Here is a 16396-nt window from a genome sequence, read left to right on the forward strand (position 1 = left end):
TGCGTGGCTGTGCAGACCGGAGATCACGCCGGGATGGTTGACGCCGGAGTCGACACCGGCGGACCAGGGCGGCAGATCCTGGCCGTTGTAGAGCGCACCGATGATCAGCGGGCGGTCGATGTCGCCTTCGATGAACTCGACAGCGACCTCGGTACCGATGCGCGGGGTGAACACCGCGCCCCAGTTGGCGCCGGCGGCGGGGCCGGCCACGCGCACCCAGGTGCCCGAGGCTTCGTTGCGCGGCGCATTGCCTTGCGCATCGGGCGAGCGTTCATCGTGGCCCAGGCCGCCGGACAGCGGGGCCACGCCGCGCTGCCAGGGGAACTGGATCTTCACGCGGTGTTCGCGGTCGGTGCTCAGCGGCTCGCCGGCAACGCCCACGACCAGCGCGGTCTGCAGGCCCGTGGCGGTGGGCTTGCGCACGAAGCGTGGCACCACCACGGCAGCAGCGGGGGCGCAGTGGAAGTGGTTGCGGTAGGTGCCATGCTCCAGCGCGGTGGCCTCCAGCAGCCGCGCGGCCTGGGCGCCCAGGTTGTTGGTGATGTGGTGCTCGACGGCCAGCAGCGTGAACCGGTTGTCGCTGCGCTTGTGGCTGACCACTGCATCGGCCAGTCCGCCGCTGGCACCGGCGCCATACAGCGCATGGTCGATCAGGCTGAAGCGCAGGCCGGCCTCGAAGTGCCGTGCACTGCCCTGGCCTTCGAAGCGCTTGAAGTCCAGCTCCAGCGTGGCCAGGGCCAACTCGGCGGCACGTTCGGCGTGCAGCGGGTTCTCGTAGCGGTACGCACCGGACCCGTCGTAGACCTCCAGCGCCGGCAGCTCGCCGATGTCCAGTGCGGTGGCCAGCTCGGCCGTGGTGCCGGCCAGGTGCTTGTAGTTCCAGGCGCCCAGCGTCACGGCAGTGGGCTGCAGCCTGCGCCGGGCCGCGAAGGCGGTGATCGCATCACGCTGGCCGTCGAGCTTGGCGGTGGGGTGCTGGCTGGTGAAGCGCACGTTGCCGAGGTCGTCGCGCGTGAAGCTGCGGTCGGTGATCACCAGCGTGTGCAGTGCGCTGGTGGCCGAAGCCAGGTCGGCGCCCGAGTTGTCGTGCTCGAAGTGATAACTCAGGCCTTCCTCGGCCAGCAGGCGGCTGACGAACTGCAGGTCGCTCTCGCGGTACTGCACGCACAGGCTGCGCTGGCGCAAGGTCTCGGTGACTTCGAAGCGGAAGTTGGCCTGCGGGTAATCGGCGAAGATGTCTTCGAGGATGGCGCGCACATCCTGGTCTTGATGGATGAAGCAGTCGCGCCGCTGCGCCAGGAAGTCCAGCCAGGGCCGCATCGCCAGGCGGTAGCGCGCCAGGCCGCCGTCGGCGCCCAGCTGCGCGGCTTCGAACACGTAGCCGTGCCAAGGTTTGTATACACCGTCGGGCTGCAGCAGGCGCAGCGACATCTGCTCGCCGATCAGGCGCTTCAATTCGAAATAGGCCGAGGTGCTGATGCAATCGACCACCAGCTCGAAGGGCTGGCTCACCGCTTCGCGCAGTAGCACACGCTCGGGCACCAGCGCCAGTTGCGGCAGCGCGGTGCTGATCTGCAGCATGCGGCCGCGCTGCTCGATCAGCGCGGCGAAGTCGAGGCGGCTGCTGAGTTCGCTGATGAAGGGGCCAAGGGCCGCGGGCCATGGCAATGCGAGCGTCATGCCCCGTCTCTCCCTGACGTGTGGTCTCGAGCCGGCGGATTATCGATGGCGGTCTTGCCGCTTCATCCCCCCAAGTTCGCAGTCCTGCTGTAACGGGTTGTTGGCTCCGCTGCGACGTTAGGGTGCCGGCGGGCAGAATGCGCGGGCGTAACTTCTGGCGCGGGCTGTGTGATGGATCTTGACGTCTTGCTGCAACCGATCTCCGAGGCCCGGCCTTGTGGCGAAGACCTGTCGTTCAGCGCCGAGTTCGACACCATTGCCGAACTGCGCCGCGAGGACGATGCCAGCCTGCCGCTGGGCGAGTGGAAGGAAAAGGGCAAAGAGCCCAAGGTGGCGAACTGGCCCGAGCTGTGCGCCTTGTGTGAGTCCTTGCTGCGCACGCGCAGCAAGGACTTGCGCCTGGTAGGCTGGTTGGCCGACGGCTGGTCGCGTCAGCGCGGCCTGGGCGCGCTCGCCGACGGGCTGGCGCTGTGCACCGGCCTGATCGATCGCCATTGGGCCGGCCTGCATCCGCTGCCCGATGCGGGAGACCTGGAGCAGCGCATCGGCGCGCTGAGCTGGCTGCTGGGCCGCGTGGCGCCGCTGGCGCGGCACGCTGTTGCTGACAGTGCGGCGGGTGGCGTGGCGCTGCGCCGGCCCGATGCGTTGGCCGCAGTGCAAGCCCTGGCCAAGCTGCAGCAGGGCGTGGATGCGCGGCTGGGAACCGATGGACCCGGGTTCGTGGCGGCGCGCGAGGCCTTGAAGGCGGTGCTGGCCGACTTGCCGGAAGACCGCCAAGAGCCGGCGCAGGGTGTGGCACCGACCGCCGCGGGCCCTGCGGTTGCTGGCGCTTTGCTCAATGGCCCATTGCAGACGCGCGCGCAAGCGCTGCAGCAACTGCGCCAGGTCGCAGACTTTTTCCGCCGCACCGAGCCGCACAGCCCCGTCGCCTACCTGGCCGAGAAGGCCGCGCGCTGGGGGGCGATGGACTTGCAGAGCTGGCTGCGCACGGTGGTGAAGGATCACGGCTCACTCGCTCACCTCGAGGAGTTGCTCGGTATCGAGCCGCCCAAGCCGATGAATTGAAGGCGCCGGCCTGACCGGCCTTCAGGCCAGCAGCCGAAACTCGATGCGCCGGTTGCGCGCGCGGCCTGCCGCGCTGAGGTTGTCGGCCACCGGTTTGTCAGGCCCCAGCCCCGAGGTCACCAGCGCTGCTGCGGCAATGCCGCGCTGCGTCAGGTAGGCCTTGACCGATTCGGCGCGCGCGGCCGACAGCAGCAGGTTGTGCTGCCGCGTGCCGTCTGAATCGGTGTGGCCGACGATCTCGAAACGGCGGCCGTTCAGTTGCTGCAGCACCGGCAGCAGGTCGTCGAGCACGCGTTGGCCAATGGGGGTGAGCGTGGCGTTGCCGGGTTCGAACTCGACGATGCGGTTGGCCAGCGCTGTATCCAGCACTTGCTGGCCGCTGGCGCCCACGCGCAGGTTGTCGCGCACGGTGTAGGTCGGGTTGTCCAGGCGCGTGGCCAGGGTCTTGAGCAGCTGCGCCTGCGTCTGCGCGCTGTCCACCTGGCCCGAGACCTCGACGACGTTGCCTTCGATCTTCAGCTGGCCTTGCGAGATGCGCTTGATGTCCGGCGTCAACAGCTTCTGCACCTGCTGGCTCCATTGCGGCGGCGCGGCGAGCGGGCCGACACCCAGCTGATCGACGACGCGCTCCGCGCCGTAGACCTCGCGCACGCGGGCGAGGATGGCCGCGCGCGTGGCTTCATCGGGCACGGTGCCGGAGACGACGACCTTGGGTGCCGCGGTGACCGCCGCGCCCGGCGGCGCTGACGTTGATGCGGCTGCCGGCGTCATTGCCGGAGCGACCGGCGCGACCGTTGCAGGCTGTGCGGCAGCGGCACCCGCCCCGGTGATCAGCGCGGCCATCACCACCGCGCGTGCGGGATGCTGAAGACGGAAAGCAGACACGCTCATTCCCCCAGAAAGGCTTCGTTGAAGGTGCTGCGCGCCTGGGCCAGCGACAGCTGTGGCTGCTGCAGATAGCTGCCGAGCTTGCGCACGGCATAGTCCTGCTCGGCCGAATCGTCCACCCAGTCGGGCGCGAAGAGGTCGACGAAGTGCGCGGCCGCCGCCTCGGGGTCGAGCAGTGCATGCAGCAGCGCCGGTGAATCGCCGGAGAAGCCGATGGCCAGGCTGGGCGCACCACCGGCACCCCCCCGTGGCAGGAACATCGCCACCTCGAAATCACCGCGCGCCAGAAAGCGCGCCGCCAGGTCGATCCACAGCGTGGCGACATAGGGCTGATACAGCGGATCGGCCGGCAGTGGCAGCCGCACGCCTTTTTCCAGCCGCTGTGCACCGCTGGCCGGCACTGGCTGCAGCAGCAGGCCCAGCGCCAGCAGCGTGCGGCGCAGGTCGGTCGCGGGGTCACCGGCGCGCAGCAGCGATTGCAAGGAGCCGACGGTCTGCAACGCCAGGAAATCGCGGTAGCCGGCTTCATGCGCCATCGGGTCGACATCCACCTCGGGCCGCAGCTGGCTCAGCTGGTTCAGCGGCGGCACCGCGTCGTCGGCGGCATGCGCACGGTCCGCGGCCTGGCCCAGTTGCAGCCACAGCGGGGCCAGCGCGATCGGTGCGCGCTGCATGAAGTGCAGCGGTGCTTCCACCTCCAGCTTGCCCACCGCCACGAACGGAAAGCGCCGGCCCGATGCGTCGGTGCTGGCCAGCAGGTGGCCGGCGACGATGGCACGGCTGCGCACGCCCAGGAACGCGAAGCTGGCCGTGCGAGCCTGGTCGTAGACCTCCTTCCAGCGCGGGTCGCGGGCCAGCAGCGCCACGCCCTGTGTCAGCCAGGCGTCCAGGCGCTGCGTCAGGCCGCTGGTGTCGCCATTGCGGACGAAGTCGCCGCGCGAGGGCAGCTTGCCGAAGTACACGACATCGGCCGGTAGCACCCGGCTCATGGATGCCCCCTACGGCGCTGCGCGCCGGTCTCCCAGGCGCGGGCTCGCCCCGCGCCTTGCTCGGGCGTGGGGAGCCCGCCGCTTGGAAACGGCCCGGCGCGGCTCATCGTGCAGCCCCGGAGGCCGCTGTCCGCGCCACTGCCGCGGCCACCGTGTCGTCGCCGCCGGCCACCATGGCCGGCAGGCGCAGGCCACGCAGGCCGGCGGCGCCCGCCACCGGTGTCGCGGCACCACCTCCTTGCGCGGGCGCTGTCGCACCGGGCTGGCTGATAACCCGCAAAACGATCGTCACCGATTGTGGGCCCTGCGCCCAGCTCAGCTCGTTGCTGCCGTCGGCCAGCTTCTTGCGTTCGGCGGTCTCGAACATGCGCTGCAGGCCGAAGCGGCCCGGCACGTTCAGCAGCTCGATCACCCGGCCGTCGAGCGTGACGCCGGTGATGCGCGCGCCCGGCGCACCGGCCGGGTTGGGCCAGACGAAGGGCGTCCACACCGGCGCGTTGTTGCGGTAGCGCAGCACCTGGCCGTCGATCTCGATGGTGTATTCGGTCAGGCTGGGCGCGCCCTGCGGCAGGATCTGGAAGCTGGTTTGTGCCGCGGCCCCCGCGCCGCCGCCGCCGCCGTTGCCAGCGCCGGACGAGCCGGCGCTGCTGGTGCCGGCCGCGCCATCGAGCGGCGCCACCCAGCTGGCGAACTGCGTGCTGAACTCCGGCCGCAGGCGCATGTGCATGTCCAGCCAACCTCGCGGCGCGATGCTGTCGCCGCGCCGCACCACCAGCGGGCCCAGCGCGTCGTTCGCGAACTTGGCCACCGCGCCGTCGGGGCCGAAGACCTTGGCGATCTCCTGCGGCACGGCCTCGATGCGCGAGTTGGCGTCGAACGGATACTTTGCTGCCAGCGAGCGCAGGAAGGGCTCATGCACCTGGGCCACCCAGGCGCGGTTGACCTCGGTTTCGGCCGGCGCCACCAGCACCGCGAAGCTCTGCATCAGCGGCCGCAGCAGCAGCGGGCGCAAGGTGGCGCGGGCTGAATCGCTCATGCCGGTGAGCATCTGCTCTTCCACCAGCTTCACCGCGTCCACCAGCTCCGAATTGCTGCCCTCCAGCGTGGACGCCATCAGCTTGCGCGCGGCTGGCCCCGGGTCGCCCTGGGTCTTGATCTGGTTGAAGCGCGAGCGCACGCCGCCCAGCGCCTTCAGGTAGTCGTTGATCAAGGGAGGATTGCTGTCGCGCGGCGCCATGATGCGCGACAGCGCGGCGAACTCGCGGCCGATCGGGCCCATCGCCACGCCCTTGTCGCCGCCGCTGATGTCGACCTTCACCTCCACGCGGGAGGGTGCCTGGCGCAGGATGCTTTGCTTGAACCAGTCGATGAAGCCTCGCTGCACCTGGCCCAGCCGCTGGTTCAGGATCGCCGGGTTGTCCCACGAGGTCTGGTCGTACAGCACGTCCAGCAGCCGTTTGACCGGTGAATCGGCGGCATCGCCGAGCCGGTTCATGTGCCTGACCGCGGCCTCGAAGCTGCCGAACTCGACCACCGCGATGCCCTGCATGAAACGCTGCCATTCGCGCACGTATTCGGTCTTGTACAACTCGGTGAGGGACTTGCGGATCTGGTCCGGGCTGCCCTCGAGCGTGAGGTCGTCGCGGGCCGCTGTCTGCAGCACCCAGTCGGTGCTTTGCAGTTCGCCGGCAGCGGCTTCCTTGAAGGCTTTCTCGATGTAGCTGTCCCAGGCTTCGCGGGTGAAGGTGCCGGGAATCACGACGCTGCCGGCGATCGTCTGGCGGCCGGTCTCGCCGACGATGTTGGCCACCGTGACCTGCGCAAAGCGGGTCGACGCCCGCGCTTTCACCTCGGCATACACGCGCTCACGCGCCGGCATGCCGCGCATCACGCGGCGCAGGTTCACGCGGGTCTGGTCGACCAGCGTGAAGTTGCTGTCGATGGTCGGAAAGGCCGGGTCCTGCAGGCTTGCCATCGCGAAGGAGATCATGCTTTCGGCACGACGCTTCATCTGCTCGGTGGGCATGCTGCCGCGCTGCTGCTCGAGCCAGCCGCGCCAGAAGCGCGCCACCTGGTCCTTCAGGTGGCCGGGTTCCATGCGCTGGCGTTCGGCCAGCATCAGGTAGGTCTTCAGCGCGTTGTAGGCGTCTTCGACATCGCCGGCCGAGGCTTCGACATAGCGTGAAGGCACACGCGCCGCCGCGGGTGCAGGCGCCTGCCCCGGCGCACCGGATTCGGGCGGCCGCGGCATCGGCTGCAGCTGCGCGGCGTTGGCGTTGACTTCGCCCAGATAGCCTTCGATCGCCCTGGCCACCGGCTGCAGCATCACCTGGCGCAGGCCGTTGAAGTATTCGGTTCGCAGCTTGCGCTCGATGGCCTCGCCCTGGTAGAGGCCCAGGCCCAGGCCGAAGGGACGCTTGTCGTGCCAGGCGGCCAGCTGTTCGATGCGGTACTGCAGCACCTCCAGCGCCTCCAGCCGCGAGGCCAGGTCGACACGGTCAGCCTGCAGCTTGACGGCCTTGGCCAGGTCGGCCTGCACATCGTTCATCAGCTGGCGGTTGCCCAGATAGGCCCAGCTCCAGCCGGCCAGCAGCAGCGCCAGCACGCCCACCGCGGCGGCGAAGGTGATCGTGCGCGCGCGCTGCTTGCTGCGGCTGGCGTACTGCCGCACCAATTGCTTGTCAGCAAAGATCACGCGCTGGAACAAGTCCTTCAGGAAGAAGCCGTTGTCGGCCACCACGCGGGCCGTGGTGCGCTCGCGCCGCGCGCTCAAGGAAAACTGCCGCGCCACGTCGTCGCTGGCCCGGCTGGTGGCAGAGCCCTCCTGCACCGCGCTGGTGAAGTAGAAGCCGCGGAATACCGGTCGGAACTGGTAGGGGTTGTCTTCGAACAAGGTGGCGACGAAGGCGCGCAGAGACGGCTTCACCGCGGCGAATTCGAGCGGAAAGGTCAGCAGCCCCGTCGGCAGCGCCTGGCCGCGCTGCAGCGACATGCGGGCCAGCGCGATTTCCTTCAGCCCGTCGCGCAGTTCGTCGAAGTGGCGGTCGAAGGCTGACACCGGATCGACGCGGCCCATGCTGCTGGCCGCCGACGCGCTGTCCCTGGCGCCGGCGGCGCGGGCGGTGTCGGAGGCCGCCGTCTTGTCCGGCTCGAAGGGCAAGGTCGCGCCCCACACGCGGTCGCGCTCCGCCCGGTCGAAGTCTTCGAAGAACTCGACGAAGCCGGAGATCAGGTCGGCCTTGGTGAACACCAGGTACAGCGGCGCAAAGACCTCGAGCTTCTCGGTCAGTTCCTGCACCCGCTGGCGCAGGCGCTTGGCGAGCTGGATCGCGGCCTCGGGCTTGCCCTGAGACAGCTCGGCCACGCTGACGGCGATCAGGATGCCGTTGATCGGCGCCTTTGGCCGGTGCTTCTTCAGCAGGCCCAGGAAGCCCAGCCATTCGGCACGGTCTTCCTCGTGCACCGAGTAGCGGCCGGCGGTGTCCAGCAGGATGCCTTCGCTGGTCAGGAACCAGTCGCAGTTGCGTGTGCCGCCGATGCCCTGGATGACGCTGGATTCAAGCTTGCTGCCATCGGCGGCCAGCGGGAAGTTCAGGCCCGACTTGAGCACTGCCGTGCTCTTGCCGGCGGCCGGGTTGCCGATCACGATGTACCAGGGCAGCTCGTACAGCGCGGCCGAGCCGGTGAGCTCGCCGAGCTTGGAGCTGCGGATGGTCTTCACGGCGCTCAGCAGCCGGTCGCGCACGGCTTGCGCCGGCAGCCGGTCCTCGGCGCGGATGCGCAGCGTGGCCTGCTCGGCATCGTCCTCGATGGCTTCTTCCAGGCGGCGCGATGCGCGCACCGCACGCCACTTGCGCAGGCCCCAGACGATCAGCCAGACCAACGCCACCAGCACCAGGGCGATGCCGGCATACAGCAGCGCCACCTGCAGCTCGCTGGCGCCGATGAACAGGAACGCGGCCAGCGCAGCGAGGCCCAGCACGCTGAGCACGCGAACGTCGAACAGGAAAGTCCAGAAGCGGTTCATCGGCGGGCCTCCGCGCCCTGTCGTGCAGTCATGGGGTGCTGGCCTGCGGCGGCCGGGCCAGCAGTGCCAGGCGCCAGTGGCTGTCGCCCAGCGCCAGGCCCAGGCAAGGTTTCTGATCGGCCAGCGCCCGCACCGCGGCGGTGGCCACCACCATCAGCGCACCGGCTTCGCCATGGCCGGCGACGCCGCCGGTCATGCACAGGTGTTCGGCCGGGTCCAGGTGCGGCAAGACCTTCAGCGTGGTGCCGAAGAGTTCGGTGCCGCGCGGGGTGTGCTGGTCGGCATCGCAGACCACCGCGGCCACCTCGGCCACCTGCAACTGCGCGGCGCCGAGCGCGGCGGCCAGCACTTCGGCCAGCACCTGGCTGGAGACGCTGCCGGCGGCTTCGATCGACTTGTCGCGCTTCATCACCGCGGGGCGATGCAGCTGCACCGGGGGCGTGGCGGCATCCGGCGCCGCGGGCCAGTCCGGCGGGGCCAGCACCAGCACCGCAGCGGCTTCGCTGGGGATCAGGCCCTTGGGGTGCTGGCCGGGCGAGAACAGCCGGCGCTGGCTCTCCAGCATCGCGATGGCGTCGTCGCTCAGGTCGCTGTGGCAGGCGGCCAGCAGCAGCAGGTCCCGCCGCTTGTCGCGGTTCAGGCTGTGCAGGCGGCGGTCGGCCTCGGCCCACAGCTCGACGCTGCCCAGCGCCTGGCAGTCGATGACGAAGCGGGCCGGCGCGATGCCGCTGCTGCCTTCATCGGCCAGCAGCTGGCGCAGCCAGGCCTCGGCCAGCGCGCTGTCGCCCTCCGACCACCAGGCCGGGCAGGCCAGCAGCACCCGCAGCAGGCTGATATTCGTCGGGTCGGCAAAACGTTCGTGCCAGGGCTGCAGCGATTGCAGGGCCTGCATCAGCGGGGCTTGCAGAGCGGCCAGGGCGCGTTGCAGATGTTCGGCCGGCGGTTCCATGGGGGCGTCGTCGTCGAGCGTCAACGGCACGGCGCCGGCGTCACGGCCCGCGCGCCGCACGCTGCGCTGCAGGGAAGTGAGGGCGGCCCGCATCGCGTCGACTGGCAGATCCGGAATGCGCGCGCTCATCACCGGCAGGCCTTCGGCGTTCTGCAGGCTGGCGTCCAGCCCGGGCAGCGGCTGGCCGGACTGGCCCGCGGCCAGCAGGGCCTGCGGGCTGTCGGCGCAGGCGCACAGCAGGTGCGCGCACAGCAGCTGCGCGGTGGCATGGCGCTGCGCTTCTTCGGCCGCCACGGCCTGGCCCGGCGCAGCGGCGCCCGGTGACGCGCCCGCGGCGGCGGGACTTGCGGCGGCCGCGGCCTGCTGCGCCACGGCGCCGCGCCAGGCCCAGCGCAGGGCCAGCACGAAGCCGAATACCACCAGCGGCAGCAGCAGCAGGTAGATCACAAAGTCCTCGGCCGTCATGTCGTGGCCGGTGGCGCGCCAGCGCCACAGCACGGCCAGCCACACGGCGCAGCACACGGCCACCAGCAACGCAGCGCCGCGGATCAGGTTTTTCATCGGCAGGGACGGATCGTCGGACCGGCGCATGCCGGACGGTGCGCGCTCACAGGTGGTCGATCGTCGGCTGCTGCGAGTGGTAGATCACTGCGCCGCAGGCGGTGACGTCGCCATCGCGCGCGACGAAGCGGCCGTCGATGATGCAGGTCGGGTCGCCGCTGGCAATGAAGTTGATGCCATGGCCGGGCACCGGGCAGCTGACCTTGTCGCCCACCCGCGAGATCGGCACGCCATGGGTGTCGGTGGCGGGCGAACCTTCGATGACGACGCCGCCGTGGCTGTGGCGGTCGCCGAGGATGATGACGGGTCTGGCCATGGACACTCCCTTGGTGCTTGAATATCAGTGCGAGATCGTTGTGCGTGACGGCCTTCAGCGCGCTGGTGCTGGTGCCGGTGCCGTGGCGGCCGGGCCGGTGCGCGACTGCAGCACACCGGGCCGGCGCAACTCGACATGGCCGTAGTCGGCCAGGCCGCGCCAGTTGCCGCCCCAGGTGAGGCCCAGCGATGCTGCCAGTTCGCCGTACAGCTCGTAACCGCGCAAGGCCCAGGCATCGCGCTCGGAGATCACGATGCGGCCGTCACGCAGGAAGGCCACATCGGCGGCCAAACCGAACTGGTGATAACTCTCATAAGCGCCGGCCTGGGTGAGCGCCGGGCCCAGCCGCGCCAGGGCTTCCTGGCGCTCGGGACTGCGGTAGCCTTCCAGCAGCACCGCGTCGTAGCCGTGCTGGTCCTTCAGCAGCTTGAACAGCAGCAGCAGGCGGCGCCGGAAGTCGGCATCCAGCAACTCCCACTGCCGGCTGGCGGTGCGCAGCAGCGGCCGCGCGGCCTCCACTTCCAGCGTGCTGAACAGCTCCGGCGGCAGCGGCGGCGGCGGCACCAGCTGTTCACCCTGCAGCAGCGCGGCCACGTGTTCGTCCACGCTGCGCGAGGCGGTGTGGTCGAAACCCTCGAGCCGCCACCAGGCGCGCAGCGACAACGCCAGGGCCGGCAACAGCAGCAGCACGGCCAGCGCCAGCAGCAGGCCCCGGCGGCTGGCGCGCAGCCAGGCCAGCGCGGCGCCGGCCCTGCCGCGCAGCGGTGTCCGGCTGCCGCGCGCGCCGCGGGCACCGGCCTGCGCCCAGCGCTGCGTGGCGCCACGGCCCCATGCCAGCGCGCGATGTACGCGTGCCTGGGCCTCGCTGCGCACCGGCGGCAGGAACAGCCAGGCGAGCACCGCCGTCATGCACAGAAAATACAAAATGACACCAATGACCATGCGCGAGGGTTCGAGGGGCTTTCCAGGCAATGGCCTCACCGAGGGGAATGCAGGGTGGCGGTACGGGTGAAGGTGGATCGTGGTCGGGCGGGTCGTCCCGCGGCCGTGGGCTTTGGGCAGTAGCAATTCTCGGTGGGTTCTGGCACGCTGGCCGGCTGAGGCCATGGTCCTCGGGTCTGATTCCTTGAACCTGCTGCGGAGAGCGCGCATTGTCCAGCACCGATCCTTCCACGCAAGCCGCTGGCGCGCAGCGGCCCAGCCTGCTAACGCCAGTCGCGCACGGGCAACCCCCGGCTTCGGGGATGCGCATGCTCGACGGTCTAGGGGTTGCGTCCGCGGCCAAGCCGCGCAAGGGGCGCTGGATCTGGCTGCTGCCGGTGCTTGGGCTCGGTTTGGCGGCCTTTGCATGGCGCCATCAGGCCGCGTCGTCCATCCCTAGCCTGCCACCCCTAGTTTCCAAGGTGAAGGTGGCCGAACCGCCGGTTCAGGCGCCGGAATCGGTGGCGCCGGCATCGGTGTCGGTGGCGGCGATCGACGCAGTGCCGGGTCCGGTGCCTTCGCGCGCCGCAGTGATCGAAACGCCGGCGCCTGCGGCGCAGCCGGCCACGCCGGCGTCCGCTCCGGTGGCCGTGCCGGTCATGAAGACCCCGCAGCCGGCTGCAGCTTCCCAACCCGCGCTGGAGGTGCGTGATGTGGCGGCTGCCCCGGCAGCACGACCGGCCGCGCCGCGCCAGCGCCCGGTGCCGGTGGTCAAGCCCGCAGCCCGGGTCGAGCCGCGTGCTGCGCCCGCCGCACCACCGGAGCGTCAGCCGGATCCCGATGTCGACCTGGTCGCGGCCTTGATGGCGCATGTGTCGACACCCCGTTCCGCGACCGCTGCCGTGCCTGCGGCCAAGCCGGTGCCCAAGGCAGCCCCTGTGGCCTCACGCCCGGTGCGATTGACGATCGACCAGCGCGTGCAGCGCTGCAAGGCCCAGCACGCCGACAAGGAGGATGCGCGTGCCTGCCGCCGGCGGGTGTGTGAATCGCACTGGGGCCGCGACGCGGCCTGCCCGGTGCGCCTGATGGCGCGATCGGCTACAACAACCTGAACGACGCGCTGCCGCGCGCCACGATGCGCGGGCCACACAGCACACGGCATTCCACGAAGGCCAGCGTGCCGCCACATTTCAAGACCTGCGGGTGGATCTCCAGCCACTCGCCTTGCTGCGCGCTGTCGATGAAGTCCAGCGTCAGCCCGACGGTGACGGCGCCGCTCTGCTCGGGCCGCGTCTGGCGCGCCGTGGTCACGGCGGACAGGCCCATGGCGTTGTCGGCCAGCGCGGCGATCAGGCCGCCGTGCGCGAAACCGCGCGAATTGCAGTGGGCTTCACGCACCTGCACCGCCAGTTGCACGCCGCCGAGCACGGGGCGCGCGAACAGCGGCTCCCAGGGGTCGGTCAGCGGGCTGCGGCGGGTGTGCGGCTGGTAGCCGTCGGGCGGGATGAGGCTTGTCATGGCCGTCAGGCTAACAAGCCTCGCCCTGTGCGAGGCTTGGCCGCGGCCGGCATTCGTCAGGTCGACGAACCGTCTGGCAGGCGCCAGCGCCCGGCCATGCTGGCCAGGCCGCCGAGCACTTGCGCATCGGCCTCGACCTCGTTCTCGGGCATGCGGCGTTCGCCGTAGGTGACCGACAGCGTGGCGCGGCGCAGCGCCAGCGGGTAGGTCGGGTCGTCGGCGCCAGTGAAGAACACCAGTTGGCCGCGCTCGCGCAGGCGCTGCAGCGTTTGCGCGTTCAGCGCCAGGCAGATCTCGAACACGCCAGCGTGGTATTCGCGGCGCAGCAGCTTGCGGGTCTGGTAGGTCTCGAAGCGCACCGCGCCGGGGCCGGTCTCGACCGATTCGGTGCTGTCGATCACGACGCCGTCACTCTGCAGCGAGGCATGACGCGGCGACCCGGCGCTGGCGCGCTGGCCCTCCACCGCCAGGGTGGCCGGGTGGTTGCGGCCGGTCAGGCCATCGATGTCGTCACGCTGGTAGACCGCCACGCCGTGGCCTGCCTCGGTGCCCGGGGCGCTGGCCTGGCGCTTGTACTCGCCGAGCTGGCGGCTGCTGACCAGCGGCATGCCGCCCTGCCAGTCGTCGAAGCTGACCTTCATCACCGCGGCGACGATGTCTTCGCGGCGCCAGCCCTGCGGCGGCGTGCCCAGCTTGCAGCGGCCGACCAGCAGGCCCACCGCTTCGGGCTTGGGCCAGCCGCCTTCGATCTCACCCGGGGCATCCACCACCACCGGCAGCAGTTGCTGCTGCAGCCGGCTGGCCAGCGAGGGCAGCGCAGCGGGTACGACGGCGGCTGCCGGTGCCGGCTTGACGTTGGGCGGGGGCTGGCGGTGAGTGGACGGGGTTTGCAGCATGGTCGGACTCCTGGGATTGCGCCAACTGAGTAACAGGCGCAACTATCCGAGTTCCCGGCTGCCAGGTCTTGGGCGGCGGCATTAGTTCACTTCGCCGAAGCATCGCAGCGAGCAAGGCGCCGGCTGGATGGCTAGGGCTTACCCGCTGCAAGCCACTGGACAGCGGCTGAATGGGCATATTCACAGCCGACGAGCAACTTGCCGCGGAGCGACTCGTGCGACAACTGCAATGCCACGGCGCGCTGAAGCAATTCCCCATCCGACGCCTGGGCGCATGGAATGCCGGAAGCCAGTAGCACGAGGGCGATGACTTTCATGGAAGGGAGGGGTGTTGCCGATCAGGACATGCGCAGCGAGCGTGACCTCGCGGATGGCGGAGACCATCCGTGACCAGATGTGCTATCACCGCTTCAGGGCCTCGATGTCGATGTTCGAGAAAGGCATCGCCGGCGCGGCGAATTGCCGCAGGATGGTCAAGTGCTGATCTAGCTTGACTCTCTGCAGGCCTTCAAGGCGCATCTTCCCGCCAGCCACCAGTGCCGGCTCGAAGCCGTACATTTCATCCGGCGCGAGCGCGCCCAGTGTCCGAACGGCTCGCTCGAAAAGCGGCTCTCCGTACTCATCCTCGACATCATTCTTGGCCGGTGAATTCATGCTGAAGAATGTCTTGATCGACAGGTCACGGTGTTCCGGCGACTTCGGCTTGACGTCTTTGGCCAATGCGGATATCGCATTCAACGGGCAGGAGATGGTGACGCTGCGCCCGCAGCGTTCTCCACACAGGTACAACTTGCCGAATGCCGACCTGGCAATGACATGAAATGCGTCGATCTGCTCAAGCGGATTGTCCGCCAACCATTCGTCAACCAGGTCATCGTAGTCGCCAGGATTCACAGTCCAGAAAATTCCGTTGCCGTAGCCGCACCAACCCTCGTCCCTCCAGTACTCGAGCAACTGATTGGGCAGCTTGTCGCGCCACTGACGACACATGCCGTCGGGCACTTCGCTACGATGCTGGGCCTCACCGAACTTGCCGATGAAGTGTTTGAAATCGGCGTCTCTCATCGCAATCCATTTCCTCTACACACTTCGAGGCTGACATTCATCGGTTGGCTGCCTCGACCATTCCTGATGGCATCGTCAGCCGCGGCGTCCATGCCTGCGACGCGGCCCTCTTGATTCCAGCTGCCGCCAATCGATGAATTCACGTCGGCACGACCCATCGCTTTGGGGTCGGGCTGCATCCATCCGCCGGCCACCATGTCCGGCTCGTGCAATGCGGCGAGCTTCTTCATCAAATCCTTCGACTGCCGTTTGGCCTCTGCTTCTACTTCCCCGGGCCCCATTGTCGGACTTCCCAAGCGGATGCTGTTCGCAATGCTTTCTTGCAGATCATCCTCAAAGTCGCGTCTGAACTGCGCCTGCGCGCCCTCGGCCATCGGGTTGCGGCCGCGCGTGGCAAACGCATCCCTTGCTGCCTTGTACTGTGCCGTGGTCATGCCGTTGATTTCGTCTTCCTGGCGCTTGAGCTGCTTGGCCATCTCCTTCAGATAGGCCTTCTGCTCTTCCGGGTTCATGCGCTGGAACTTCTTCTTGTCGTACGGATGGAAGCAGGGTACCCGGTGAGGGGCCGTCCCCGGAGGGCGGCGGGGTGGTTCTCGTGGCGGCTCGGCTTCTTCCTGCAGATGTCGGTTCGGCTGGCCACCCGGTGAGGCACCATAGTTGCCAGCCTCCTTCTTCTCCGTCTTCAGCATCTCGTCGATGCGCGCCTTGATGCGCTGCGCAACTTCGGACAGCACAGCCGCGATCCGGTCGACGATTTGCTTGAAGAGCGCGGCCAGTTGTTCCTGCCTGGTCTTGATGGCGCCGATGGCGTACTTCGCGGCCGCCGCGGCCTTGGCCTGGGCGCTGGCGAACGCTCGCTTGGCGTATGCCGCTGCGTCCTGGGCAGCCTTCTGCCAGTCGAACTTGCGCAGCCAATCGATCGGCGCGCGCGTCCACGGGCAACCGGCCTTCAGGCGTTCGAAGTGGCGCTCGATCCACTCCATCTGCTTCAGCAGATCGAGCAGCACCGTGCCCTTCTTGACCGCTACTTTGGCCACCGTCTTGATCGCGCTGCCGAACTCGGGCACGAAGCCGATGCAGGTCAGGCCCAGGGCGATCCAGTTCTCGTTGTCCTTGCGGGCCTCCTCGTCGCTGAGGGTGACGCAGTTGGCAATGACATCGCGCACATCGCAGGCCTGATCGACCAGCGGGATCATGCTGATGATTCCGCCGACGATCACCTGGCCCGTGGTCGGGTTCTTGTTGAAGTCGCCCTGCAGCGCGCCCCACAGCCACTTGGCGCCGTCGGCCATGGCCTCGGCCTGCTGGCTCTGCGAGACGGCCTGGTTGTACTGGCCCTGCACGGCGTAGAACAGCAACTTTTCGTACCACGCGGCACCGGGCGGCGGTTTGCTGAGGTCGTAGTCGAGCCGGCGCGGTGCAGTGGGCTCGCCGATGTACTGGCTGAGGCTGACGCCGGCATCCCAGAACGATTGCTGGGCCGGCTCGGGCAACTTGGCAATGCCTTGCCAGAAGGTGAGG

Annotated in this window: 14 protein-coding genes; 2 read left to right on the plus strand and 12 right to left on the minus strand. The window is 69.1% G+C overall.

The annotated features are described in order from the left end of the window. On the minus strand, window positions 1-1680 hold a 1680-nt coding region (locus VLK61_RS06200), incomplete at its 3' end, for a type VI secretion system Vgr family protein (protein WP_325419334.1). Between the two features lie 171 nt (window positions 1681-1851). Between VLK61_RS06200 and tssA the strand changes: the two genes are divergently transcribed. Continuing rightward, window positions 1852-2745: a type VI secretion system protein TssA gene (tssA, locus tag VLK61_RS06205; protein ID WP_325419335.1), complete on the plus strand. Its 894-nt coding sequence runs from the start codon at window positions 1852-1854 to the stop codon at window positions 2743-2745. 21 nt (window positions 2746-2766) lie between these two features. Here tssA and VLK61_RS06210 read toward each other — a convergent pair whose 3' ends face one another. The 6 genes from VLK61_RS06210 to VLK61_RS06235 all read right to left on the minus strand — a co-directional run bounded on the left by VLK61_RS06210 (window position 2767) and on the right by VLK61_RS06235 (window position 11384). After that, a complete protein-coding gene (locus VLK61_RS06210) occupies window positions 2767-3636 on the minus strand; it encodes an OmpA family protein (RefSeq protein WP_325419337.1) in 870 nt (289 codons plus the stop codon). Next, the gene (tagF, locus tag VLK61_RS06215) at window positions 3633-4622 is read right to left on the minus strand and encodes a type VI secretion system-associated protein TagF (protein ID WP_325419339.1); all 990 of its coding nucleotides are present in this window, start codon (window positions 4620-4622) and stop codon (window positions 3633-3635) included. The genes VLK61_RS06210 and tagF overlap by 4 nt, the downstream gene beginning before the upstream one ends. 103 nt (window positions 4623-4725) lie before the next feature. Then, on the minus strand, window positions 4726-8649 hold the full coding sequence (gene tssM, locus VLK61_RS06220) for a type VI secretion system membrane subunit TssM (RefSeq protein WP_325419341.1): 3924 nt from the start codon (window positions 8647-8649) through the stop codon (window positions 4726-4728). 28 nt (window positions 8650-8677) lie between these two features. Next, window positions 8678-10159 (minus strand): hypothetical protein, encoded by a 1482-nt coding sequence (locus VLK61_RS06225; RefSeq protein WP_325419343.1) that lies wholly within the window; start codon window positions 10157-10159, stop codon window positions 8678-8680. Between the two features lie 46 nt (window positions 10160-10205). Further along, window positions 10206-10475, minus strand: a complete 270-nt coding sequence (locus VLK61_RS06230; protein WP_325419345.1) for a PAAR domain-containing protein — start codon at window positions 10473-10475, stop codon at window positions 10206-10208. A 54-nt stretch (window positions 10476-10529) separates the two neighbouring features. Beyond that, window positions 10530-11384, minus strand: coding sequence for a M15 family metallopeptidase (locus VLK61_RS06235; RefSeq protein ID WP_325419346.1), 855 nt, complete (start codon window positions 11382-11384; stop codon window positions 10530-10532). A gap of 335 nt (window positions 11385-11719) precedes the next feature. Here VLK61_RS06235 and VLK61_RS06240 point away from each other — a divergent pair, with 335 nt between their 5' ends. Next, the gene (locus VLK61_RS06240) at window positions 11720-12508 is read left to right on the plus strand and encodes a hypothetical protein (RefSeq protein ID WP_325419348.1); all 789 of its coding nucleotides are present in this window, start codon (window positions 11720-11722) and stop codon (window positions 12506-12508) included. Here the strand turns inward: VLK61_RS06240 and VLK61_RS06245 are convergent. The 5 genes from VLK61_RS06245 to VLK61_RS06265 all read right to left on the minus strand — a co-directional run bounded on the left by VLK61_RS06245 (window position 12495) and on the right by VLK61_RS06265 (window position 16368). Then, window positions 12495-12914: a PaaI family thioesterase gene (locus VLK61_RS06245; protein WP_325419350.1), complete on the minus strand. Its 420-nt coding sequence runs from the start codon at window positions 12912-12914 to the stop codon at window positions 12495-12497. The genes VLK61_RS06240 and VLK61_RS06245 overlap by 14 nt on opposite strands. Before the next feature lie 56 nt (window positions 12915-12970). Then, complete coding sequence (locus tag VLK61_RS06250) at window positions 12971-13810, minus strand: hypothetical protein (RefSeq protein WP_325419352.1); 840 nt, start codon at window positions 13808-13810, stop codon at window positions 12971-12973. Between the two features lie 131 nt (window positions 13811-13941). Continuing rightward, window positions 13942-14127: a hypothetical protein gene (locus VLK61_RS06255; RefSeq protein WP_325419354.1), complete on the minus strand. Its 186-nt coding sequence runs from the start codon at window positions 14125-14127 to the stop codon at window positions 13942-13944. A gap of 85 nt (window positions 14128-14212) precedes the next feature. Further along, on the minus strand, window positions 14213-14875 hold the full coding sequence (locus VLK61_RS06260; protein WP_325419356.1) for a GAD-like domain-containing protein: 663 nt from the start codon (window positions 14873-14875) through the stop codon (window positions 14213-14215). After that, window positions 14872-16368, minus strand: coding sequence for a polymorphic toxin type 15 domain-containing protein (locus VLK61_RS06265; protein ID WP_325419358.1), 1497 nt, complete (start codon window positions 16366-16368; stop codon window positions 14872-14874). Before VLK61_RS06265 ends, VLK61_RS06260 begins: the two co-directional genes overlap by 4 nt. Window positions 16369-16396: the final 28 nt, after the last annotated feature.

Origin of the sequence: Aquabacterium sp. (assembly GCF_035476535.1) — a bacterium.
Taxonomy (GTDB): domain Bacteria; phylum Pseudomonadota; class Gammaproteobacteria; order Burkholderiales; family Burkholderiaceae_C; genus Pseudaquabacterium.

Excerpts from the sequence above, each read along its gene's own strand:
- tssA (WP_325419335.1), top strand. The coding sequence starts at position 1,852 with ATGGATCTTGACGTCTTGCTGCAACCGATCTCCGAGGCCCGGCCTTGT.
- VLK61_RS06210 (WP_325419337.1), bottom strand. The coding sequence starts at position 3,636 with ATGAGCGTGTCTGCTTTCCGTCTTCAGCATCCCGCACGCGCGGTGGTG.
- tagF (WP_325419339.1), bottom strand. The coding sequence starts at position 4,622 with ATGAGCCGGGTGCTACCGGCCGATGTCGTGTACTTCGGCAAGCTGCCC.
- tssM (WP_325419341.1), bottom strand. The coding sequence starts at position 8,649 with ATGAACCGCTTCTGGACTTTCCTGTTCGACGTTCGCGTGCTCAGCGTG.
- VLK61_RS06225 (WP_325419343.1), bottom strand. The coding sequence starts at position 10,159 with ATGAAAAACCTGATCCGCGGCGCTGCGTTGCTGGTGGCCGTGTGCTGC.
- VLK61_RS06230 (WP_325419345.1), bottom strand. The coding sequence starts at position 10,475 with ATGGCCAGACCCGTCATCATCCTCGGCGACCGCCACAGCCACGGCGGC.
- VLK61_RS06235 (WP_325419346.1), bottom strand. The coding sequence starts at position 11,384 with ATGACGGCGGTGCTCGCCTGGCTGTTCCTGCCGCCGGTGCGCAGCGAG.
- VLK61_RS06240 (WP_325419348.1), top strand. The coding sequence starts at position 11,720 with ATGCGCATGCTCGACGGTCTAGGGGTTGCGTCCGCGGCCAAGCCGCGC.
- VLK61_RS06245 (WP_325419350.1), bottom strand. The coding sequence starts at position 12,914 with ATGACAAGCCTCATCCCGCCCGACGGCTACCAGCCGCACACCCGCCGC.
- VLK61_RS06250 (WP_325419352.1), bottom strand. The coding sequence starts at position 13,810 with ATGCTGCAAACCCCGTCCACTCACCGCCAGCCCCCGCCCAACGTCAAG.
- VLK61_RS06255 (WP_325419354.1), bottom strand. The coding sequence starts at position 14,127 with ATGAAAGTCATCGCCCTCGTGCTACTGGCTTCCGGCATTCCATGCGCC.
- VLK61_RS06260 (WP_325419356.1), bottom strand. The coding sequence starts at position 14,875 with ATGAGAGACGCCGATTTCAAACACTTCATCGGCAAGTTCGGTGAGGCC.